Annotated in this window: 19 protein-coding genes; 9 read left to right on the top strand and 10 right to left on the bottom strand. The window is 68.0% G+C overall.

Annotated elements, in window-relative coordinates; all coding sequences use genetic code 11:
* Positions 1-4: 4 nt before the first annotated feature.
* Both dut and AMK34_RS24360 read left to right on the top strand, forming a co-directional pair.
* A complete protein-coding gene (gene dut, locus AMK34_RS24355) occupies positions 5-487 on the top strand; it encodes a dUTP diphosphatase (protein WP_007033571.1) in 483 nt (160 codons plus the stop codon).
* Positions 487-1,140: a DUF3710 domain-containing protein gene (locus AMK34_RS24360; protein ID WP_037343736.1), complete on the top strand. Its 654-nt coding sequence runs from the start codon at positions 487-489 to the stop codon at positions 1,138-1,140. The genes dut and AMK34_RS24360 overlap by 1 nt, the downstream gene beginning before the upstream one ends.
* Here AMK34_RS24360 and AMK34_RS24365 read toward each other — a convergent pair.
* Entirely contained in the window at positions 1,137-1,844 is a 708-nt protein-coding gene (locus AMK34_RS24365) for an alpha/beta fold hydrolase (protein ID WP_198941729.1), read from the bottom strand. The two genes, AMK34_RS24360 and AMK34_RS24365, sit on opposite strands and share 4 nt — an antisense overlap.
* Before the next feature lie 103 nt (positions 1,845-1,947).
* Between AMK34_RS24365 and AMK34_RS24370 the strand changes: the two genes are divergently transcribed.
* Positions 1,948-2,328, top strand: a complete 381-nt coding sequence (locus tag AMK34_RS24370; RefSeq protein ID WP_034316985.1) for an OB-fold nucleic acid binding domain-containing protein — start codon at positions 1,948-1,950, stop codon at positions 2,326-2,328.
* A 9-nt stretch (positions 2,329-2,337) separates the two neighbouring features.
* The gene (locus tag AMK34_RS24375; RefSeq protein ID WP_037343737.1) at positions 2,338-3,066 is read left to right on the top strand and encodes a DUF3159 domain-containing protein; all 729 of its coding nucleotides are present in this window, start codon (positions 2,338-2,340) and stop codon (positions 3,064-3,066) included.
* On the opposite strand, the gene AMK34_RS24380 is transcribed toward AMK34_RS24375, so the two are convergent.
* Positions 3,063-3,719: a potassium channel family protein gene (locus AMK34_RS24380; protein WP_016332961.1), complete on the bottom strand. Its 657-nt coding sequence runs from the start codon at positions 3,717-3,719 to the stop codon at positions 3,063-3,065. The two genes, AMK34_RS24375 and AMK34_RS24380, sit on opposite strands and share 4 nt — an antisense overlap.
* Positions 3,719-4,384 (bottom strand): potassium channel family protein, encoded by a 666-nt coding sequence (locus tag AMK34_RS24385; RefSeq protein ID WP_016332962.1) that lies wholly within the window; start codon positions 4,382-4,384, stop codon positions 3,719-3,721. Before AMK34_RS24385 ends, AMK34_RS24380 begins: the two co-directional genes overlap by 1 nt.
* A 97-nt stretch (positions 4,385-4,481) precedes the next feature.
* Between AMK34_RS24385 and AMK34_RS24390 the strand changes: the two genes are divergently transcribed.
* The 3 genes from AMK34_RS24390 to AMK34_RS24400 all read left to right on the top strand — a co-directional run bounded on the left by AMK34_RS24390 (position 4,482) and on the right by AMK34_RS24400 (position 8,247).
* Complete coding sequence (locus AMK34_RS24390) at positions 4,482-6,509, top strand: APC family permease (protein WP_073846889.1); 2,028 nt, start codon at positions 4,482-4,484, stop codon at positions 6,507-6,509.
* Positions 6,506-7,711, top strand: a complete 1,206-nt coding sequence (locus AMK34_RS24395) for a class I SAM-dependent RNA methyltransferase (RefSeq protein ID WP_073846890.1) — start codon at positions 6,506-6,508, stop codon at positions 7,709-7,711. The genes AMK34_RS24390 and AMK34_RS24395 overlap by 4 nt, the downstream gene beginning before the upstream one ends.
* A 191-nt stretch (positions 7,712-7,902) precedes the next feature.
* Positions 7,903-8,247, top strand: a complete 345-nt coding sequence (locus AMK34_RS24400; protein WP_235213379.1) for a hypothetical protein — start codon at positions 7,903-7,905, stop codon at positions 8,245-8,247.
* 416 nt (positions 8,248-8,663) lie between these two features.
* Here AMK34_RS24400 and AMK34_RS24405 read toward each other — a convergent pair whose 3' ends face one another.
* The 5 genes from AMK34_RS24405 to AMK34_RS24425 all read right to left on the bottom strand — a co-directional run bounded on the left by AMK34_RS24405 (position 8,664) and on the right by AMK34_RS24425 (position 15,434).
* Positions 8,664-9,920, bottom strand: coding sequence for an HNH endonuclease signature motif containing protein (locus AMK34_RS24405; RefSeq protein WP_073846891.1), 1,257 nt, complete (start codon positions 9,918-9,920; stop codon positions 8,664-8,666).
* A gap of 177 nt (positions 9,921-10,097) precedes the next feature.
* A complete protein-coding gene (locus AMK34_RS24410) occupies positions 10,098-10,640 on the bottom strand; it encodes a DUF1062 domain-containing protein (RefSeq protein ID WP_073846892.1) in 543 nt (180 codons plus the stop codon).
* 231 nt (positions 10,641-10,871) lie between these two features.
* Complete coding sequence (locus AMK34_RS24415) at positions 10,872-12,425, bottom strand: GMC family oxidoreductase (protein ID WP_073846893.1); 1,554 nt, start codon at positions 12,423-12,425, stop codon at positions 10,872-10,874.
* Positions 12,422-13,933 (bottom strand): APC family permease, encoded by a 1,512-nt coding sequence (locus tag AMK34_RS24420; RefSeq protein WP_073846894.1) that lies wholly within the window; start codon positions 13,931-13,933, stop codon positions 12,422-12,424. The genes AMK34_RS24415 and AMK34_RS24420 overlap by 4 nt, the downstream gene beginning before the upstream one ends.
* Before the next feature lie 16 nt (positions 13,934-13,949).
* Positions 13,950-15,434, bottom strand: a complete 1,485-nt coding sequence (locus AMK34_RS24425; RefSeq protein WP_073846895.1) for an aldehyde dehydrogenase family protein — start codon at positions 15,432-15,434, stop codon at positions 13,950-13,952.
* 255 nt (positions 15,435-15,689) lie between these two features.
* Between AMK34_RS24425 and dxs the strand changes: the two genes are divergently transcribed.
* Entirely contained in the window at positions 15,690-17,594 is a 1,905-nt protein-coding gene (dxs, locus tag AMK34_RS24430) for a 1-deoxy-D-xylulose-5-phosphate synthase (protein ID WP_073846896.1), read from the top strand.
* A gap of 476 nt (positions 17,595-18,070) precedes the next feature.
* Here dxs and AMK34_RS24435 read toward each other — a convergent pair whose 3' ends face one another.
* Entirely contained in the window at positions 18,071-18,598 is a 528-nt protein-coding gene (locus AMK34_RS24435) for a TetR/AcrR family transcriptional regulator (RefSeq protein ID WP_073846897.1), read from the bottom strand.
* Between the two features lie 91 nt (positions 18,599-18,689).
* On the opposite strand from AMK34_RS24435, the gene AMK34_RS24440 reads away from it, so the two are divergent.
* A complete protein-coding gene (locus AMK34_RS24440; RefSeq protein WP_073846898.1) occupies positions 18,690-19,505 on the top strand; it encodes an oxidoreductase in 816 nt (271 codons plus the stop codon).
* On the opposite strand, the gene AMK34_RS24445 is transcribed toward AMK34_RS24440, so the two are convergent.
* Complete coding sequence (locus AMK34_RS24445; RefSeq protein ID WP_038515771.1) at positions 19,502-20,944, bottom strand: purine-cytosine permease family protein; 1,443 nt, start codon at positions 20,942-20,944, stop codon at positions 19,502-19,504. The genes AMK34_RS24440 and AMK34_RS24445 overlap by 4 nt on opposite strands.
* Between the last annotated feature and the right edge of the window lie 9 nt (positions 20,945-20,953).

The following is a 20,953-nucleotide window of genomic DNA, read 5'->3' on the forward strand; positions in this document are numbered from 1 at the left end:
GCCCGTGTCCACCGTTCAGGTACTGCTTTCCCGGATCGATCCTTCGGTCCCCCTCCCCGCCTACGCGCGCCCCGGCGACGCGGGCGCCGACCTCGTCACCACCTCGGATCTCGTGCTCGCGCCCGGTGAACGCGGCGTGGTCGGCACGGGTGTCGCGATCGCGCTGCCGCCCGGGTACGCGGGCTTCGTCCACCCCCGCTCGGGTCTCGCCGCCCGCGTCGGCCTCTCGGTCGTCAACACCCCCGGCACGATCGACTCCGGGTACCGCGGTGAGATCCGCGTCTGCCTGATCAACCATGATCTCTCCGAGAAGGTCGTGCTCACCCGCGGCGACCGGATCGCCCAGCTGGTCGTGCAACGGGTCGAACAGGCCGAGTTCGTCGAGGTCGCCGAGCTCGAGCCGTCCGAGCGCGGCGAGGGAGGGTATGGCTCCACGGGCGGACACGCCACACTGGGAGCCGGAGCCAGGGAAGGAACGGAGAACTAGTGGGGATTTTCGGACGCAAGCGCGCGAAGCCGACCGGACGGCACGCCGCGCCCGAGGTCGACGAGCGTCCAGTTGCCGACGACGCCGACGAAGAGATCGAGTCGCAGCTGTCGGAGACCTCCGACGGCCCCTTCGACCTCGCCGACGCGCCCGAGGACGGCATCCCGAGGATCGACCTCGGCTCGGTGAAGGTGCCGGTGCCCGACGGTTCCCAGGTCCAGGTCGAGATGGACCCGGAGAGCGGCGGCGTCCGCGCGGTGCACGTCGTCACCGAACAGGGCCAGATCACCGTCAGCGGCTACGCGGCACCGCGGTCCGGCGGCCTGTGGAAGGACGTCAGCACCGAGCTCACCGAGCAGCTGCGGGCCGACGGCGCCAAGGTCTCGGTCGGCATGGGGGAGTGGGGGCTGGAGCTGTCGGCGATCGTCGGCGACGTCGCGCTGCGGTTCGTCGGGGTCGACGGCCCGCGCTGGATGCTCCGCGGCGTCATCGCCGGGCCGCAGTCGCAGGCGTCGCAGGCGCCCGCCGTGCTGCGGGAGATCGTGCGGCACACCATCGTCGACCGCGGTGACGCGCCGATGCCGGTCCGCACCCCGCTGACCATCACGCTGCCCGACGCCGTCGCGCAGCACATCGCCGAGCAGCAGGGCTAGCGGGCTTTCAGCCAGGCCAGCACGGTCGCCCGGCCCAGTGACTCCCGGTCCGCGCCGAGGGCGGTGAGCGTCGACTCGCCGACCTCGGCGCGCGGCAGGGCGTCCGCCCAGGCGCGGGCGACCTCCGCCGGATGGATCGGATCGTCCACGCACGCGCCGATCCCCACGGGCACGTCGAGACTCTTGAGGTCTTCGAGCGACGGCGCGGGATGGGCCGCCGCCGTGCGCAGGCTCGCCGCCAATCCGTCGCCGTGCCGCCGCCACGCGCGGCCGAGTTCCGCCGCGAGCCACTCCGGGACGCCGTCGGAGGATTTCGCCAGCGCGCCGTCGACCCCGTTTTCGGCCACCAGATCCGCTGACAGCCGAGCGGCGAGCGACGCGGGTGCTCGCCCGGCCGGGCCGTTCCAGGCCGGGAGCGCGGCCAGCAGGCCGGTGCAGCGGCCCGGATTCCGTGCCGCCCACTCCGCCGAGAGGTGCGCGCCGAACGAGATGCCGCCGACGAGCAGGGGACCGTGCTCGTCGGCGAGCCGGTCCAGCTCCTCGAGATAGCCCTCCGCGAGCCGCTCGCCAGGGGGCGGGGGAGGGGCGAGCAACCGGATGCCGAGTGCCCGCAGCGGACCGCCGAACACGGCGCGCACGAACACTTCGTCGGACCCGGTGCCGGGGAGTACTACTGCCGTCGTAGGCGGAATAGCGGAGGTCACGTTGCGATCTTCTCCCAAACCCGTTGTCCTGGTCCGAGCACAGTTACGCTGGATTACGCACGGGCCGTTCAAGTCGGGGGCCCCGGAGCACAGGAGCACCGTTATGTCCGCCAAAGACGGCGGCTACTTCAGCCGGCTGGTCCGCAAGCTGACCAGCGACGTCGAGGATCTCGACGCCGACGATCTGTCCGAAAAATCCGAGGCCGGCGGAGCGCAGCGCGCCTGCGACTGCCGGTCGGGTCAAGAGGTGACGGTGCTCGGCAGACTCCGCAGCGTGGAGCTCTGCCCGACCAACGAGGCGGCGACCCTGCAGGCCGAGCTGTTCGACGGCACACAGGGTGTGACGCTAATCTGGCTCGGACGCCGCCGGATCCCCGGAATCGAACCCGGGCGAACCATCAAGGTGCGCGGCCGGATGGCCGAACGTGATGGTCAGAAGGTGCTTTACAACCCCTATTACGAACTTCAGAGCCCTGTGAGTTGATCCCGCATCGTGACTGAACCCGTCGGCGGCGAAGAGAAGACCGAAGACAAGAAGCCCCAGCCCACCCTGCTGGAACAGATGGGCGGGCTGTCCGGACTGTTCTATTCCTCGCTGCCGGTCATCGTGTTCGTGATCGCGAACGCGATCTTCGGGCTCACGGTGGGGATCTGGGCCGCGGTGGGCAGCGCGGTGGCGATCACCGTGCTGCGCATCGTCCGCAAGGAGCCGTTGCAGCCCGCGATCTCCGGGTTCTTCGGCGTCGCGATCGCGGCGTTCATCGCCTACCGGACCGGTTCGGCCAAGGGCTTCTTCCTGTTCGGCATCTGGACGAGCCTGGTCTACTGCGGCGTCTTCGTGCTGTCGATCCTCGTCCGCTGGCCGCTCGCCGGCGTGGTGTGGAACGCGCTCAACGGCAGCGGCCACGCGTGGCGCAAGGACAAGAAGTCGCTGATCTCCTACTCGATCGCGACCGCCGCGATGGCACTGATCTTCGGTGCCCGGTTCGTCGTCCAGCGCTGGCTCTACGACGAGGACTACACCGGCTGGCTGGCCTTCGCGAAGATCGCGATGGGCTATCCGCTGTACGCGCTCGGCCTGCTCACCGTCGTCTGGGCGGTGCGGCGGTCGGACAAGCACCTCAAGGCGCAGGCCGAAGAGGCCCCGCGCGAGGAGACCGACGAAGAGGTCGAGGCCCGCCTGCGCGCGAAGTACGCGCAGGCGCCCGCCGTCGACAACTAATAGCCCAGCGCGGTCCGGATCTCCGGTTCGACGTCCGACGTCGCCACGAACAGCAGCTCGTCACCCGGCTCCAGCGGGTCTTCCGGCTGCGGCACGATCACCCGGTCGCCGCGCAGGATCGTCACCAGCGCCGCGTCCCGCGGCAGGTTGATCTCGCTGACCGCCTTGCCCGCGAGCGGCGTCTCCTCCGGGAGGGTGAGTTCGACGAGGTTCGCCTGGCTCTGCCGGAACGTCATCAGCCGCACCAGATCGCCGACGCTCACCGCCTCCTCGACCATCGCCGCGAGCATCCGCGGGGTCGAGACGGCGACGTCGACGCCCCAGGCGTCGTTGAACAGCCATTCGTTGGCCGGGTTGTTGACCCGCGCCACCACCCGGCGCACCGCGAACTCGGTCTTCGCCAGCAGCGACACCACGAGGTTCGCCTTGTCGTCGCCCGTCGCGGCGATCACGACGTCGCACTCCTCGATCCCGGACTCCTCGAGGATCGAGACCTCGCACGCGTCGCCCAGCACCCAGTCCGCCTGCTCGACGGTGTGCGGCTCGAACTGGTCGGCCTCGCGTTCGATGAGCATCACCTGGTGGCGCCCGTCGATCAGCTCCGCGGCGATCGACCGGCCGACCGCGCCGGCCCCGGCAATCGCGACCCGCATCAGTTCTCCTCTTCCGGTTCGCGAGCGGCGACGCTGGTCACGTCGCTGACAGTGCCTGATTTCGCGGCGACGTACACGACGTCGTCCGCCTGGATCACGGCCTTGGTGTCGGGCAGGACGGCGGTGCCGAACCGCATGATGAACGCGACCCGCGCGCCGGTGGTGTCCTGCAGGTCGCGCACGCTGTGCCCGACCCAGCCCTCGTTCAGCGGCAGCTGCAGCAACGCCACGCTGCCCGACGGGTCCCGCCATTCCGAGGCGACGCCGTCGGGGAGCAGGGTGCGCAGGAACCGGTCGGTCGTCCAGGGCACGGTCGCCACGGTCGGGATACCGAGCCGTTCGTAGACCGCCGCGCGTTTGTGGTCGTAGATCCTGGCGACGACCTTGTCGATGCCGAAGTTCTCCCTGGCCACCCGCGCCGAGATGATGTTGGAGTTGTCGCCGCTGGACACCGCCGCGAAAGCCCCCGCGCGTTCGATCCCGGCCTCGATCAGCACCTGCCGGTCGAAACCGACGCCGACCACCTGCTGGCCGTGGAAATCACTGCCGAGCCGCCGGAACGCCTGCTGGGTCTTGTCGATGATGGCGACTTCGTGCCCCAGCCGCTCCAGCGCCGCGGCCAGGGATGCGCCTACCCGGCCGCATCCCATGATCACCACGTGCACGCCCTGCCTCCTTCGTCGTCGGACGTTCACCCGTCCGCAGGTACCCAGACATACCAGCGCCGAACCTACCTTGGGGGCGGACCGTTAGTCTTCTGCGGTGTCGAAGTTCCCGACCGTATTGAAGCGGCTCGTCCTCGGACGTCCATTCCGGAGTGACCGCCTCTCGCATACGCTGCTGCCGAAGCGCATCGCGCTGCCGATTTTCGCGTCCGACGCGTTGTCGAGCGTCGCCTACGCGCCTGAGGAAATCTTTCTGACCCTCAGCGTCGCCGGTTTGTCGGCGTACGCGTTCGCGCCGTGGATCGGCGTCGCCGTCGCGCTCGTCATGCTGGTCGTGGTGGCGTCCTATCGGCAGAACGTGCACGCCTATCCCAGTGGCGGCGGCGACTACGAAGTCGCGAACACCAACCTGGGCGGCAAATTCGGCCTCACCGTCGCCAGCGCGCTGCTGGTCGACTACGTGCTCACCGTCGCGGTGTCGACCTCGTCCGGTGTGGCGAACATCGGGTCGGCCATTCCGTGGGTGGCGCAGCACAAGGTGATCGCCGCGGTCATCATCGTGGTCGTGCTGACCGCGTTGAATCTGCGCGGAGTGCGCGAATCGGGCAAAGCGTTCGCGATCCCGACCTACGGGTTCATCATCGGCATCCTCGGCATGGTGATCTGGGGCCTGATCGAGGCGGCCTCCGGCGCCGACATGCGCGCCGAGAGCGCGGACTTCCAGTTGCACGAAGAAACCTCTTTGACCGGTTTCGCGTTCTTTTTCCTGTTGCTGCGCACGTTCTCCTCCGGCGCGGCGGCGCTGACCGGGGTCGAGGCGATCAGCAACGGTGTCCCGGCGTTCCAGAAGCCGAAATCGAAGAACGCCGCGACCACCCTGCTGATGATGGGTGTGCTCGCGGTGACGATGCTGGTCGGCATCATCACGCTGGCGATCATCACCGACGTCAAATTCGCCGAGCACCCGGAAACCCAGCTCACCGGCACACCGGCGGGCTACGAGCAGAAGACGATCGTCGCGCAGATCGCGCAGGCGGTGTTCGCCGACTTCACCCCCGCGTTCTACTACATCTCCTTCGCCACCGGCATCATCCTGCTGCTGGCCGCGAACACCGCGTTCAACGGTTTCCCGGTGCTCGGCTCGATCCTCGCCCAGGACCGTTACCTGCCGCGCCAGCTGCACACCCGCGGCGACCGGCTGGCCTTCTCCAACGGCATCCTGTTCCTCGCCGCCTTCGCGCTGGTGCTGATCATCGCGTTCGACGCCGAGGTCACCAAGCTCATCCAGCTCTACATCGTCGGAGTGTTCGTCTCCTTCACGATCAGCCAGGCGGGCATGATCCGGCACTGGAACCGCCTGCTGGCCAAGGAGACCGACGCGACGGTGCGGCGGCGGATGCGGCGTTCGCAGACGGTCAACGCGATCGGCCTCACCATGACCGGCACCGTGCTGATCATCGTGCTGGTGACGAAGTTCCTCCTCGGCGCCTGGATCGCGATCGCGGCGATGGTGGCGATCTACGTGCTGATGACCGCGATCCGGAAGCACTACGACCGGGTCGCCGAGGAATTGCGCGAAATGGACCGGAAACCGGCCGTATTGCCTTCGCGCAACCACGCGATCGTGCTGATTTCGAAACTGCACTTGCCGACCCTGCGCGCGGTCTCCTACGCCAAGGCCGTGCGGCCGGACGTCCTCGAAGCCGTGACGGTGAACGTCGACGACGTCGAGACGCGCAAACTCGTCCAGGAATGGGACGACCACAATTTCAAGGTGCCGCTGAAGGTGATCGAATCGCCGTATCGTGAGATCACGAAACCGGTGCTGGACTACGTGAAACGCGTCCGCGGCGACAATCCGCGCAACGTGGTGACCGTGTTCATCCCCGAGTACGTGGTCGGGCACTGGTGGGAGCAGGTCCTGCACAACCAGAGCGCGCTGCGGCTCAAGGGACGTCTCCTGTTCCAGCCCGGCGTCATGGTGACCAGCGTGCCGTGGCAGCTCGAATCGTCGGAAAAGGCGATCAAACGAGACCGGAAGGCGCGTCCGGCGGCAGGCGACGTCCGGCGCGGTTTCTCCCCGGTCGTCAAGCAACCCGAGAAGAACAAGGAAAAAGCAGAATGAGTGTGGACGCGTCGACCGGCACCTGGCTCGGACGAACGATCGAGCTGGAGGTCGGCGCGGTCGCGCACGGCGGGCATTGCGTCGCCCGGACGGAGGGCCGGGTCGTGTTCGTCCGGCACGCGCTGCCCGGCGAGCGGGTCCTGGCCACGGTCACCGAGGACAAGGGCGGCTCGTTCTGCCGTGCCGACGCGATCGAGGTCCTCGAAGCATCCCCCGAACGCGTGGAGCCGCCGTGCCCGCTCGCGGCGCCGGGGGAGTGCGGCGGCTGCGACTGGCAGCACGCCACGCCCAAGCATCAGCGCGAACTCAAGGCCGCCGTGGTCATGGAGCAGCTGAAGCGCCTCGCCGGGATCGAGCGCGACGTCGTCGTCGAGGCGCTCGACGGTGGCCCGCTGGACTGGCGCAGCCGCGTGCGGCTCGTCGCGGGCAAGGACGGCAAGGCGGGCTTCCGCGCGCACCACAGCCACCGCGTGATCGCGGTCGACGACTGCCCGATCACCGTCCCCGGCGCGCTCGACGACGTCGTGTCGCGCAACTGGCGGCCCGGCAGCGAAATCGAGGTCACCAAGGACGGCGAGGGGCAAGTGCACCTTCGCGACCTGTCCACGGTCCACGGGAAGACCCGGTCGCGGCAGCTGGCGGGCGGCATCGCCGTCCAGCACGCCGCCGGTCGCGACTGGCGCCTGGACGCACACGGCTTCTGGCAGGTCCACCCGGCCGCCGCGGACGCGCTCGCCGCCGTCGTCGCGGAGTGGGCCGAGGCACCGCGCGACGGCGTGGCCTGGGACCTGTACGCCGGCGTCGGCCTCTTCGCGTCCGTGCTCGCTTCACAGGTCGGCCCGCGCGGACGGGTCCTGGCCATCGAATCCGGACGGCGTGCCGTCGCCGACGGCGAGGAGAACCTGGCCGACCTCCCGCAGGTCCGCTGGCGCTCCGGCCGCGTCGAACACCTGCTGGCCGATGCCCCCAAACCGGTGGACGTCGTCGTCCTCGACCCGCCGCGCAAGGGCGCGGGCAAGGCGGTCGTGGAGTCCATTGTGGAGGGATCCCCGGACCGGATCGTCTACGTGGCGTGCGACCCGGCCGCCCTGGCGCGCGACATCGCGCTGTTCAAGGAGCACGGATACGGGCTGGTGGATCTGCGCGCCTTCGACGCTTTCCCGATGACGCACCACGTCGAATGCGTTGCGCTGCTGCAATAATTCCGAATTTGTAATCCGTCGGAATGGAGTGGCTTCGTTCGGCTTGTCCGGGTGTCGTCGTGCTCGCTAACTTTCTCAAATCATGAACTATCTTACTTCGGTCTGTGGCGACTGTGATGGAAAAGGTTGTTCCGGCTGTGACGGGCACGGCACGATCACCATTGTGGAGGACTGATCGAGTGGAACCCTCAATGCTTCCTCCTGGTGTCACGGCACAGGAGATCAGTTACCGCAGCGGTCGGAAGCAAGTGATCTACACGGCGCCGTACCCCTCCGAAGGGCCGGTGCTCGCGCGTGATCTGCTGGGCAGGCAGGCGTGGATGTTCATGTACGCGCATTTCGTCTTCACCTGGGTGGAAGGCGCGGTCCAGGTGCAGGTCAGTCACGGAACCCTGAGCGGGCCGAAGATGCCGCTGTGGAAGGGGATCAGTATTCCCGCGTATTGGTCGGGCCCCGCGCTGGCCGAGTTCGGGCGGGCATGGGCGCTGGACCAGATGACGGGGAATCGGGGAACTCCGGCGGCCATTTACCTTTGAGGAGGCTGCGTGGCGTTTCGGGTTGGAATGGGTTGGCATTTCTTCCCGCTCGGCCAGGGGTGACGAAGGCCTTCACTACGCCGCCGAGGTGGTTTTGGGAGGCCTGTGGTCTGGGTACGTGTCGCGAAAGCCACTTTGCTGACCCGTTGGCGAAGGAGGTGGGGCAGTGAAGCTGGTGCTGGCTGTCGTCTTGGGCGAGTGGGGAAGATTCCGGCCGTCCAACGTCCGAGATCTTCCCCACTCGGTCGTCGCGCCCACGCAGGTCGGACGTAGGTACCCAAATGCTGGTTCGCCTTCGGGACATGTGATGTCCCGAATGTGGCTTTCGTGAGGCACAAGCGTCTGGGGCTGAATAGGGGCATGCCGAGGAGCCCGTCGCCGGTGCGGTCGGCGGGCTCCTCGGGATGGGGCGAAGGTCAGGTCACGACGCGATGGAGAGTGTTGCGCCGTGGCACCTGTAGCGGGTCGAGGTATTGGGGCGGCACGAATTCCGGTATCCCCTCGGGAGCCATCCGGACCTGCCAGTCACCGTGGTGGATGAGCCGGTGGTGGAAGGAGCAAAGCAGGACCAGGTTCCGAAGATCGGTCGGGCCGCCGTCGGCCCAGTGCCGAATATGGTGGGCGTGACAGTGTTTCGGCGCTCGATGGCAGCCAGGGAACGCGCAGCCACCGTCGCGGATGTTCAGGGCCCGGCGTTGGCCGGGGGTGACGAAGCGTTTCATCCGTCCGACGTCGAGGGGTTCGCCGGCGGCGCCGAGCACCACCGGGATCATCAGGCAGTCGCAGGCGGCCAGCCGGGCTTCGCGGGCGGTGATCCGGCCGACGAAGTCGAGGCACGCGGTCCCGAGTCCGGTCTTCAGCGCATCGAGCCCGACGGTCACGTGCACCAGCGTGCGGTAACCGGAAGTGCCCGGCTGGTCGGGGCAGGCGATGGCGAGATCGAGGAGTTCGGCCCACGCGTCGCCTCGGCGCTGGGGCAGGGTGCGGTGGTCGGCCTGGCCGAACTCGTCGACGGGCCGCTTCGCCGCGTAGGCGTCCAGGGCGGCCGCGGTGCGGGCGCCGGTTTCGGGGTCGAGCAAGCCGGAGAGCTTCCAGAAGCCGTCCTTGCGGCGCTCGACGAACACCTCGCGGCGCGGCGGGGCGGGCTCGGGGTCTTTCGGCTCGTTCCCGTCGGGGTCGAGGTGTGCGAGCAGATCGGCTCCGGCCTCGGCGATCTGTTTCGGTCCGGCGTCGCGGGCGAGGTCGGCGAGGATCTTCTCCGCCCCGGCTCGGTCCTCGACGGGCACGTCGGACGGGATCTTGCGCAGGATCTCCAGGATCAGGTCGATGTGCTGCTCCCCGAGCGCGCCGTCCTCGGCCGCGGCGGCGGTCGCGGGCGCGAACACGGCGACCTCGCCACCGACGCTCGGCGCGGGGTTCAAGGCCAGAGCCCGGTTCACCATGTCTTGCGCGTCGCCAAGGGAGATCCGGGCGACATCGGCGAGCCAGGATGCCGCGCTCCCGTAGCCGAACAAGTCTTCCGCGCCCCGCGACTCGATCTCCGCCAGGAAGTTCCCCAGTCCGGCGGAGGCCACTCTCATGACCTGCAGCAGGTGCGTCACGCCGTGGGCAAGCTCCAGCTTGCCGGCGCGCCACAGCTCCTGCGGCAGTTCGGGAATGGTCGTCTCGGGCACATCTCCATATTACCGAAAAATGCACAGCGAATCATTCGTAATTTTAAGCGACGACGGCAATTGCGCATTTGCCACTGATGAGTGATTTGAGTGCTGTGCGTCGTGACTCCAAGGAGGCCTTCACGGACTTAAGAACACAGGGCGCGCCGCTGATCACGTGAGTGCGAGACCCAAGGGTCAGCGCTTCAGGGTAAAAGTGAAATCCCCGGAAACCTTCCCTTGCAACCGCACGGCCGAAACCACCTTCCCCTCCTCGATCAGTCTCTCGACCTCGCCCCGCGAAAGACCGCACCCTTCCGCGATCAGCCGCACGGGCCGAAGCGGAATCCGGGCCTCGAAATGAACCGAGACATCGCGAAAGTCCCCGTGACACAAGGAATCGGTATCGAGCCGCCAGGCGCCCTCCCAATCGAGGGCGACGTGGTTACGGCGGAGCACGGCCGGATCCTGGAGTAGTTCAGCGGCGAGGCCGAGGTCGTTCTCATGCAGTCGCTCCAGCAGTTCAGGCCGGACGGAGCGCACGTTCACCCGCTCCAGGATCGTGAGTTTCGCGGTGTCCCCGCACCGAGTGCAGAGCACGAGGAGCCAGACATCGATGAGTTTGTGGTTGGCGTTGACCCGGAATTTGCCGTTCGCCCGGAAACGCCCGGATCCGCAGGCGTGGCAACGGCGGAGGACGGCAGGAAGGCAGGTGGGAACGACCACCCAGTTTTCGAGCATGGGAAGTACACCCGTTCAGTGAGAAATCCGCAGCAAAAGGAGGCGCGGCGCGAAAGACGCGACGCGCGACGAAATCAGCGCTCGGGAGGTCTCACAGGGTGTACAACGGCAGGCCCTCGGCTCGGCGACGTGGTCCGGCAGCACGGTAATGGCCCGCCGGTGGCCGCTCCACCGGTTTTCCGGCAAGAAGAAGGCCCCCTGACCGAAGCCAGGGGGCCGGACGAGCGAGTCCTAGGAGCGCGCGTCCTCCTTCAGCAGGTCCGCGCACTTCTCACCGATCGCCATCGTCGTGATGCACGGGTTCACCGCGACCAGGAACGGCATTGCCGAACCGTCGGCGACCCGCAGGCCCTCGACGCCGCGCACGCGCAGCCGGGCGTCCAGTACGGCCATCGGGTCCCCGTCGCCGCCCATTTTCGCGGTGCACGACGGGTGATAGACCGTGTTGTGCGTCTTGCGCAGGTAGTCCGCGATCTCGTCGTCGGTCTTGACGTCCTTGCCGGGCGCCAGTTCCGTGCCCGCCCATTCGTCCAGCGCGGGCTGCTCGGCGATCTTGCGCGCCAGTTTGATGCCGTAGGTCATCACGCGCATGTCGTGTTCATCGGTGAAGTACCGCGGGTCCACCTTCGGCTTGTCCCGGTAGTCGCGGCTGCGCAGCCGCACGGTCCCGGTCGACCGCGAACGCGTGACGTTCGGGGTCAGGCAGAAGCCGTTCTCCGTGGTGGGATAGCCCTGCCGGAGGGTGTTCATGTCGAACGGCACCGAGCCGTAGTGGAACATCAGATCCGGCCGGTCGAGGCCTTCCTCCGTGGTGGTGAAGATGCCGATCTCCCACCATTGAGTGGATTCGGTAGTCATCGGCTGCAGCGCGTCCCACTGGATGACGCCTTCGGGGTGATCCTGCAGGTTCTCGCCGACGCCGGGGGAGTCCACCAGCACGTCCACGCCGACCTCGCGCAAATGGGAAGCGGGGCCGATCCCGGACAGCATCAGGAGTTTCGGGGTGTCGATCGCGCCCGAAGACAGGATCACCTCACGCCGCGCGCGCAGCTGGACGCCGTGGATCAGGTCGTCGGCCAGGTATTCCGCGCCGGTGCAGCGTTTGCCTTCGAACAACAGCCGCCGGACACGGGCGCCGGTGATGATCTCCAGATTCGGCCGCTTGCCGATGATCGGGTGCAGGTACGACACCGAGGCCGACGACCGCGTGCCGTCCTCACGCGCGTTGATCTGGAACCAGTTCGCCCCGTGCGTCACGGTCTTGCCCGAGTTGAACTCGGTCCTCGGGATCCCCGCCTGCTCGCACGCCTGCAGCAGCGCGACACCGGTCGGGTCGTTCGGCGGCACCGAGCGGATGGTCACCGGACCCGAGCGGCCGTGGTGGTCGCCGGGGCCGTCGTTGGTCTCAAGACGTTGGTACAGCGGGAAAATATCCTTCGAAGCCCAGCCGGGCAGGCCGAGTGACGACCATTCGTCGAGGTCTTCCGCCGGTGCCCAGAACGCGATGCACGAGTTGTGCGACGAGCAGCCGCCGAGCACCCGCGCGCGGGCGTGGCGCAGGAACGAGTTGCCGGACTCCTGCGGCTCCACCAGGTAGTCCCAGTCGTAGCCGGATTCCAGCAGAGCCATCCACTTGGTCAGCTCCAGCACCGCCGGATCGTCCACATCGGACGGTCCGGCTTCCAGGAGTGCCACGGTGACGTCCGGATCTTCCGAGAGTCTCGCCGCGACCACCGAACCCGCCGTCCCGCCGCCGACGACGATGTAGTCGAACTCTCCGGTCACTGTGCTGCCTCCTCGGGATGTGCTTCCGCGGCGTGATCGGCCAGGACGCCGCTCTTGTGCCGCAGGACGAACCAGTAATACGCGAAACCGACGACCGCCACCGCGCCGACGAACAGCACGGCCCCCCATTCGAGGTACCAGTGGTACGGCTCGGTCGCGTTGTAGACCTCGCGCCGCGGCCAGGCCAGGTTCACCACGATCGCGCCGCCCCACAGCACGCCGAGGATGTTGACCGGCAGCCCCAGTTTGCCGAGCGAGAAGTACTTGGTGCCCGCCACCTTCGGCGGCGGCCACTGCCCGCGGAAACGTTTGACCAGCATCGGGACGGTGACCAGCAGGTACGCCAGGTAGATCATGATGATGCCGATACTGGTGATCACCGTGAAGATCTGCGGCTGGCCGACGTTGACCACCAGGATCAGCACGGCGATCACGCCGGACACGATCGCGGGGATCACCGGCGTCTTCGTCTTCGGCGACACCCGGGCCAGGTGTTTCCCGGCGGGCAGGTTGTTGTCGCGGCCCATCGCGAACATCATGCGGATCGCGGCCGACTGCACGGCCAGGTTGCACACGGTGATGGCGATGACGACCGCCAGCAGGAAGATCGTGCCGATCGTGCTCCCGAGGACGTCGAGCACGATGAACTGCAGGCCGCCGGTCGCGATCTCCGGGTTGTTGATGTCGCCCACGGCCATCAGCGCGAGGATGAGGATCAGCCCGCCGATGACGAACGACGCGATCAGCGCGCGCAGGATCGCCTTGGGCGCGTTCTTGCGCGGGTCGTGCGACTCCTCGCCGAGCGAGCTGGCGGTGTCGAAGCCGTACATGACGTAGGTCGACGCGAGCGAGGCGACCAGGAACGCCCCGAAGTAGCCCCACGGCTGGTCGGCGCCGGTGTTGTTGGTCTGCATGACGACTTCCGGGCCCCGCGTGATGTTCACGGCGAGCGCGACGATCAGCAGGACCGCGGCGATCAGTTCGATGAACACCCCGGCGCTGTTGATCCGGGCCATGAGCTTGACGCCCCAGGCGTTCACCAGCGTCGTGAACAGGATCAGGACGGTGCCGAGGATGACCGCGTTCACCGCGCTGTCGCCGGAGAACGAGAAGAACGACGAGATCTGGGGGAGCGTGATCTGGTACGCGAGCGCGACGGCGGCGATGCTGACGATCGACGCGGTGAGCATCATCCACCCGGCCATCCAGGCGACGTGCGGGCTGCCGAGCCGTTTCGACCAGTTGTAGATCGACCCGGCGACCGGATAGTGCGCGGCCAGTTCGGCGAACGACAGCGCCACCATCAGCTGGCCGACGAACACCATCGGCCACGACCACCAGTACGCCGGCCCGCCGAAGCTGAAGCCGAAGTAGAACAGCTGGAAGGTGCCCGTCAGGATCGAGATGTAGCTGATCCCGGCGGCGAAGGTGTGGAAATTGCCGAGCGTTCTTTCGAGTTCCTGTTTGTAGCCGAAACCGGCCAAGCCGTCGTCGGAAGGATTGCTCATCGGCAGTTTCCCCTCTTTAGTTGGACGCGGGCTCCCCGGAGAACCAGCGCTGTGGTGCGGGCCGGAGGTTCTGGTAGATGTGCTTGGCCTCCGTGTACTCGGCGAGTCCGGTCGGGCCGAGCTCGCGCCCGAAGCCGGACTGCTTGTAGCCGCCCCATTCCGCCTGCGGCAGGTACGGGTGGAAGTCGTTGATCCAGATCGTGCCGTGCCGCAGCCGGTTCGCGACCCGTTGCGCGCGGGAGGCGTCCGAGGTGAACACCGCGCCGGCGAGGCCGTAGTGGGTGTCGTTGGCGATGCGGACGGCGTCGTCCTCGTCGGTGAAGGTCTCGACGGTGAGCACCGGGCCGAACGATTCGTCGACGACGGCGCTGCTGCCCTGCTTCACGTTGTCGAGGATGGTCGGCAGGTAGTAATGCCCCTTCGCGAGTTCGCGATCGTCGGGGCGTTTGCCGCCGGTGCGCAGGACGGCGCCCTCTTCGAGCGCCGCGGCGACGTAGCGTTCGATCTTTTCCAAATGGGCGGCCGAGATCAGCGGACCGGTTTCAGCCTTCGGGTCGAAAGGTCCACCCAGTCGGATCAGTTCGGCGCGGCGGACGAGTTCGTCGACGAACTTCTCGTGCCACTCCTCCTGGACGATCAGGCGCGCGCCCGCCGAGCAGACCTGCCCGGAGTGCAGGAACACCGCGGTCAGCGCGTAGTCGACGGCGGTGTCGAAATCCGAGTCCGCGAACACGACGTTCGGGTTCTTGCCGCCCAGCTCCAGCGCGACCTTCTTGATGGTGGCCGCGGCCGAGGCGGCGATGATCTTGCCGGTCGCGAGGCCGCCGGTGAACGACACGAGGTCGACGTCCGGATGCTCCGAGAGCGGTGCTCCGGCCTGCGCGCCGGCGCCGAGCACGAGGTTCGCGACGCCGCCGGGGAGGCCGGCCTCGGTCAGCAGCTTCATCAGCATGATCGAGGTATGCGGGGTCAGTTCGCTGGGCTTGAGGACGAAGGTGTTGCCCGCCGCGAGCGCCGGGGCGACCTTCCAGATGGTCTGCAGGAGCGGGTAGTTCCACGGCGTGATCAAGCCGCAGACACCGACCGGCTCGTGCACGATCCGGCTGAACGCGTCCGGGTTGCCGGTGTCGACCACGCGGCCCGCGTCGTTCGCGGCGAGCTTGCCGAAGTAGCGCAGGCACGCGGCGATGTCGGCCATGTCGTATTCGCTCTCGACCAGCCGTTTCCCGGTGTCAAGCGATTCGGCGCGGGCGAAAGCGGCGGCGTCGCGGTCGAGCAGGTCGGCGGCCTTCAGCAGCAGGTCACCGCGCTGCGGGGCGGGCGTCTGCGGCCACGGGCCGGTGTCGAACGCCTTCCGCGCGGCGGCGATGGCCGCTTCGGTGTCTGCACGGGTGCCCTCGGCGACCTCCGCGACCAGCGACCCGTCAGCGGGGCAGCGGATTTCCCGGCGACCACCGCCGACCGCGTCGACCCACTCGCCACCGATGAAAAAGTCCGCCATCAAGCCCTCCGAACCCGGCTCCTGCTGCGCTGATGAGTTCTCAGCGGGAAAACGTACTTCGAACTGACCGCCGATCAGCGATTATCGCGGCCACCCGACGTGACCGCTACTTGGCAAAAGAGACCATGTTCACACCCTTGGGTGCCGAGTGGTGATTTTCTGACATGTGACCCGTGACGCGGCGGACGGAAGACTCTCAGGCGACCTCCGTAGACTGGCCGGAACGGCGGAAGAGGAACCAGGCGAGGTGGGAGAGTGACGTTGCTCGAGTCCGTGCACGGACCGGCCGACTTGAAGCGGATGAACCAGGACCAGCTCGGCGAGCTGGCCGCGGAGATCCGGGACTTCCTCGTCGAGAAGGTGCGGCTCGCCGGTGGTCACCTCGGCCCGAACCTGGGTGTGGTCGAGCTGACCATGGCGCTGCACCGCGTCTTCGACTCACCGGACGACGCGATCGTGTGGGACGTCGGTCACCAGGCGTACGTGCACAAGATCGTCACCGGCCGTCATGACGGCTTCGGCAAGCTGCGCCAGCTCGGCGGCCTCACCGGCTACCCGGCGCGCTGCGAGAGCGAGCACGACCTCGTCGAGAACAGTCACGCCTCGACCGCGTTGTCCTATGTGGACGGTCTGGCCAAGGCGTTCGAACTCGAAGGCGGCGGCAGGCACGCGATCGCCGTCGTCGGCGACGGCGCGCTGACCGGCGGCATGTGCTGGGAGGCGCTCAACAACATCGCCGCGAACCCGCGCCGCCCGGTCGTCATCGTCATCAACGACAACGGCCGCTCGTACTCGCCGACCATCGGCGGCGTCGCGGACCACCTCGCGTCGCTGCGGCTCAAGCCGGGCTACGAGCGCGTGCTGGACCGCGGCAAGGAACTGCTGCGGCACACGCCCGTCGTCGGCAAGCCGATCTACGCGGCGCTGCACGCGGCGAAGGCGGGTCTCAAGGACGCGCTGAGCCCGCAGATGATGTTCTCCGACCTCGGCCTCAAGTACCTCGGCCCGGTCGACGGGCACGACCTCGTCGCGCTGGAGAAGGCGTTCCAGAGCGCCCGTGCCTTCGGTGGCGCGGTCATCGTGCACGTGGTCACCGAGAAGGGCCACGGCTACGAGCCGGCGGTCACCAACCAGGCCGACCAGATGCACCAGACCGACCCGATCGACCCGGAAACCGGCCTGCCGCCGGTCAAGGGCCCGAGCTGGACCGGCGTCTTCGCCGACGAAATGGTCAAGATCGGCGCCGACCGCGAGGACGTCGTCGCGATCACCGCGGCCATGCTGCGCTCGACCGGGCTGCACAAGTTCGCCGAGGCGTACCCGGACCGCTGGTACGACGTCGGGATCGCCGAGCAGCACGCGGTGACCTCGGCCGCCGGTCTCGCGATGGGCGGCAAGCACCCCGTCGTGGCCGTCTATTCGACCTTCTTGAACCGGGCGTTCGACCAGGTCCTGATGGACGTCGCCCTGCACCGCCAGCCGGTGACGCTGGTGCTGGACCGCGCGGGTATCACCGGTCCGGACGGCCCCAGCCACCACGGCATGTGGGACCTTTCGCTGCTGGGCATGGTGCCCGGGATGCGGGTCGCCGCGCCGCGTGACGCCGGCACGCTCCGCGAGGAGCTGCGGGAGGCCGTCGCGGTCGAGGACGGGCCGACGGCGCTGCGGTTCTCCAAGGGCGGCGTGATCGACTCGGTGCCCGCCGTGGAACGCGTCGGCACGGTGGACGTACTGCGCAAACCCGACGGCGACGCCGACGTCCTGCTCGTCGCGGTGGGCGCGTTCGCGATGCTCGGGCTCGCCGCCGCGGACCGCCTGGCCGACCAGGGCATCGGCGTGACCGTGGTGGACCCGCGCTGGGTCGTCCCGGCCCCGGCCGAACTGGTCGCCCTGGCCGAACAGCACAAGCTCGTCGTGACCGTCGAGGACAGCGGGCGGCACGGTGGCTTCGGCTCCGCGCTGGCCGCGTTGTTCCGCGACGCCGAATGCGACGTGCCGCTGCGGGATCTCGCGGTGCCGCAGGTGTTCCACGACCACGGTTCGCGCGAGGAGGTGCTGGCCCGCGTCGGGCTCACCGCGCAGGACGTGGCGCGGCGGGTGACCGAGTGGTCGGCGAAGCTGGCGAGCCGGACTCCGGCTCCGGAGGACACGCGCCGCTGAGCCTGGCGTCGACGGTCGTGAGTGGCGATCGGGTCAGAGCCAACGGTGTCTTAGGTACCTACTGAATGTGGGTGGCAGTTGATCGCAAGTCCGTGAAGGCCTCCTTGCCTACCCTGAAGGTAGGGAAGGAGGCCTTCACGCCTTCCCAAGTACATGAAGGCCCCCTTCACTGCGCTAGACGCAATGAAGGGGGCCTTCACGTACTGCAGCTGCGAGCGAGCGAGCGCGGCAGTGGCGTGGTGGGGCGCGGCTCGTGGGTGGCGATTCGGGCTAGAACACAAGTCGCCACTCACGACCCCACTGATCGAGCCCAGGCTGGCGAGCCGGACTCCGGCGCCGGACGACACGCGCCGCTGAGAAGCGCGCCATGAAAGGTCCTTTCCTTGCAAATTTTGCAAGGAAAGGACCTTTCATGGCACGCGCTACCCCCCCGGGAGTTCACCGCCGCGTACCCGGCGGTCGCGCGAAAGCCCGGCTCAGGTGCCCACGATCCGCCCGACCGCCCGCACCACGAGGTCGCGCGTCGCGGTGGGGGAGGAGAACCCGAGGATCGACAGGTGTACGACGAGGCTCAGCAGTTCCTCGGCGTCGAAGTGGTCCGGCACGGTGCCCGCCCGTTGCGCAGCCTGGATCGCGGCGACCTTGTCCGCGTGCGCCCGGACCTCGGCCTCGGGCGCCGCGTCGAAGCCGTTCTCCAGGCGCAGCCAGCCCATGAGCCGCAGGAGCTGGGGGTGCTCGAGGTAGCGGTCGAACAGCCTGCCCGCGTAGCCGGGCAGGTCTGCGGGCGTGATCGTGAGGGTTCGGATGGCGAGGTCCACCTGCTCCTCCACGACCTTCTCGAAAAGCTCTTCCTTGCTGCAGAAATAGGCGTAGATCAGCGCCTTGTTCGCGCCCGCGTTCTTCGCGATGCGATCCACCCTGGCGCCGGCGATGCCGTACGTCGCGAACTCCGTCGTCGCCGCGTCCAGCAGTTTCCGCTTGGTCGCTTCCTTGTCCCTGACCATGTGACCCAGTCTAACTAACTGGTTGGTTGACAGCTAGCCCGGCCGCGTGGCAGCCTGAATTGGCAACCAACTGGTTAGTTAGGAGATGGACATGAAGGTCGCACTGGTCACGGGAGCCTCAGCGGGGATCGGCGAAGCCACGGCGCTGGCGTTGAAGGACGCTGGCTACACGGTCTACGGCGCCGCGAGGCGCGTCGAGCGGATGGCGGGTCTCGCCGAGCGCGGGGTCAAGGTCCTCGCGATGGACGTCACCGACGACGCGTCGATGGTCGCGGGTATCGAGCGGATCATCGAGGAGTCCGGCCGTATCGACGTCCTGGTCAACAACGCGGGCTACGGCTCGTACGGCGCCTTCGAGGACGTGCCGCTCTCGGAGGGGAAGTACCAGTTCGAGGTCAACCTGTTCGGGCTCGCGCGGCTCGTCCAGCTGACCACACCACATATGCGCGCCCAGGGCTCCGGCAAGATCGTGAACATCTCGTCGATCGGCGGCAAGATCTACGAACCGCTCGGCGGCTGGTACCACTCGACGAAGTTCGCGGTCGAAGGACTCAGCGACTCACTGCGGCTGGAGCTCAAGCCGTTCGGCATCGACGTCGTGGTGGTCGAACCCGGCGCCATCAAGACCGAATGGGGCGGCATCGCCGTCGAGAACCTGCTCAAGACCTCGGGCGACACCGCGTACGCGCCGCAGGCGAAGGCACTCGCGAAGTTCTTCGACCAGGCCGCGCGCGGTTCCCACCCCAAGGTGATCGCCGACGTCATCGTGAAGGCGGTCCGGGCCCGGCGCCCGAAGACCCGCTACGCCGCCGGTTTCGGGGCGAAGCCGATCCTGTTCGTGCGCCGGGTGCTCCCGGACCGCGCCTTCGACGCGTTGTTCCTCGGGGCGCTGCGCCGCTTCGCCTAGACCGCGACGGCCGGTTCCGCGACGGGCTCCGCGTACGAGTAGACCTCCCGCGGCTCGGGGAAGAGCTTCACCAGCACGGGATACGCGATCGCCGCCGTGCACAGCGTCACCACCATGCTGATGTCGACGCCGCCCGCGATGTCCTTGAACGGCCCGGCGATCATCGGGGTGTTGGCCGTCAGCAGGCCCAGCGTCGTCGCCGGGATCCACGCGGCCATCGCGCGCCAGTTCACCCCGCGGGTGAACCAGTAGCGCCCGCCCTTGCGGCCCTGGTTGAACACCTGGAGGTCGTCCGGGTCGTAGAACCCGCGCCGCAGCACGAAACCGATCATCATGATCACCATCCACGGCGACGTGCACAGCACGATCAGCGTGGCGAAGGCGTTGATGCTGGACACCATGTCCAGCACGAAATTGCCGACGAAGATGAACACGACACTGAGCGAGCCGATCAGCAGCGTCGCTTGCACGCGGCTCAGCTTCACGAAGATCGAGCTGAAGTCCAGCCCGGTCCCGTAGAGCGACGTCGTACCGGTGGACAGCCCGCCGATCAGCGCGACGACGATCAGCGGGATCGCGTACCAGAGCGGGGAGATCGCGGTCAGGCCGGTGATGTAGTCGGCCGGATCCGCGACCAGGGTGGCGGTGGCGATGCCGAACCCGAACGGCAGCAACGTCGCCACCTGCGCCAGGAACGGCGCGGCCAGCAGGGAACGGCGGCTGTGCCGCGCCGGGATGTAGCGCGTCCAGTCGCCGAGGAAGGCGCCGAACGAGATCGGGTTCGCCATCGTGGTGAGCGCGGCCAGGATCCACGTCGGCCAGAAGTCGCCGAGCGCGTAGGTGCCCGTGCCGGCGAACCCGGGGTCGAACGTGCCGCCGTAGGCCACGATGCCGAGCAGCATGATCGCCGTGCCCAGCACCACGGCGACCCGGTTCACCAGCAGCATGAACCGGTAGCCGTAGATGCACACCACCAGCGTGGCGATCGCGATGACGCCGTACGCGACGCCGCGGAGCACTTCGCCGCCGTCGAAGCCGAAAAGCCGTTGTGCCGCACCGGCGACGGCGTCGCCGCTCACCCAGACCGAGATGGCGAAGAAGGTGATCGCCGTCAGCAGGGAGAGGAAGGAGCCGACACAGCGGCCGACGACGCCGAAATGCGCGCCGGAGGAGACCGCGTTGTTGGTCCGGGTGAGCGGGCCGAACAACGACATCGGCGAGAGCACCAGCGCGCCGACGACCACGCCCGCGATGGTGGCCGCCACCGCCGCCCGGAAGCTCAGCCCGAAGGCGATCGGGAGGGTCCCGAGGATGATGGTGGCGAAGGTGTTGGCGCCGCCGAACGCCATCCGGAACAGGTCGCGCGGACGCGAGGTCTGTTCCTCCGGCGGGATCGGCGCGATGCCGTGCTGCTCGACTTCGGTGACCTTGTCACCCATGGGGACCTC

Origin of the sequence: Amycolatopsis sp. CB00013 (assembly GCF_001905755.1) — a bacterium.
Taxonomy (GTDB): Bacteria; Actinomycetota; Actinomycetes; order Mycobacteriales; family Pseudonocardiaceae; genus Amycolatopsis; species Amycolatopsis japonica.

Excerpts from the sequence above, each read along its gene's own strand:
- AMK34_RS24440 (WP_073846898.1), top strand. The coding sequence starts at position 18,690 with ATGAAGGTCGCACTGGTCACGGGAGCCTCAGCGGGGATCGGCGAAGCC.
- AMK34_RS24400 (WP_235213379.1), top strand. The coding sequence starts at position 7,903 with ATGCTTCCTCCTGGTGTCACGGCACAGGAGATCAGTTACCGCAGCGGT.
- AMK34_RS24425 (WP_073846895.1), bottom strand. The coding sequence starts at position 15,434 with ATGGCGGACTTTTTCATCGGTGGCGAGTGGGTCGACGCGGTCGGCGGT.
- AMK34_RS24435 (WP_073846897.1), bottom strand. The coding sequence starts at position 18,598 with ATGGTCAGGGACAAGGAAGCGACCAAGCGGAAACTGCTGGACGCGGCG.
- AMK34_RS24445 (WP_038515771.1), bottom strand. The coding sequence starts at position 20,944 with ATGGGTGACAAGGTCACCGAAGTCGAGCAGCACGGCATCGCGCCGATC.
- AMK34_RS24380 (WP_016332961.1), bottom strand. The coding sequence starts at position 3,719 with ATGCGGGTCGCGATTGCCGGGGCCGGCGCGGTCGGCCGGTCGATCGCC.
- AMK34_RS24370 (WP_034316985.1), top strand. The coding sequence starts at position 1,948 with ATGTCCGCCAAAGACGGCGGCTACTTCAGCCGGCTGGTCCGCAAGCTG.
- AMK34_RS24395 (WP_073846890.1), top strand. The coding sequence starts at position 6,506 with ATGAGTGTGGACGCGTCGACCGGCACCTGGCTCGGACGAACGATCGAG.
- AMK34_RS24410 (WP_073846892.1), bottom strand. The coding sequence starts at position 10,640 with ATGCTCGAAAACTGGGTGGTCGTTCCCACCTGCCTTCCTGCCGTCCTC.
- AMK34_RS24420 (WP_073846894.1), bottom strand. The coding sequence starts at position 13,933 with ATGAGCAATCCTTCCGACGACGGCTTGGCCGGTTTCGGCTACAAACAG.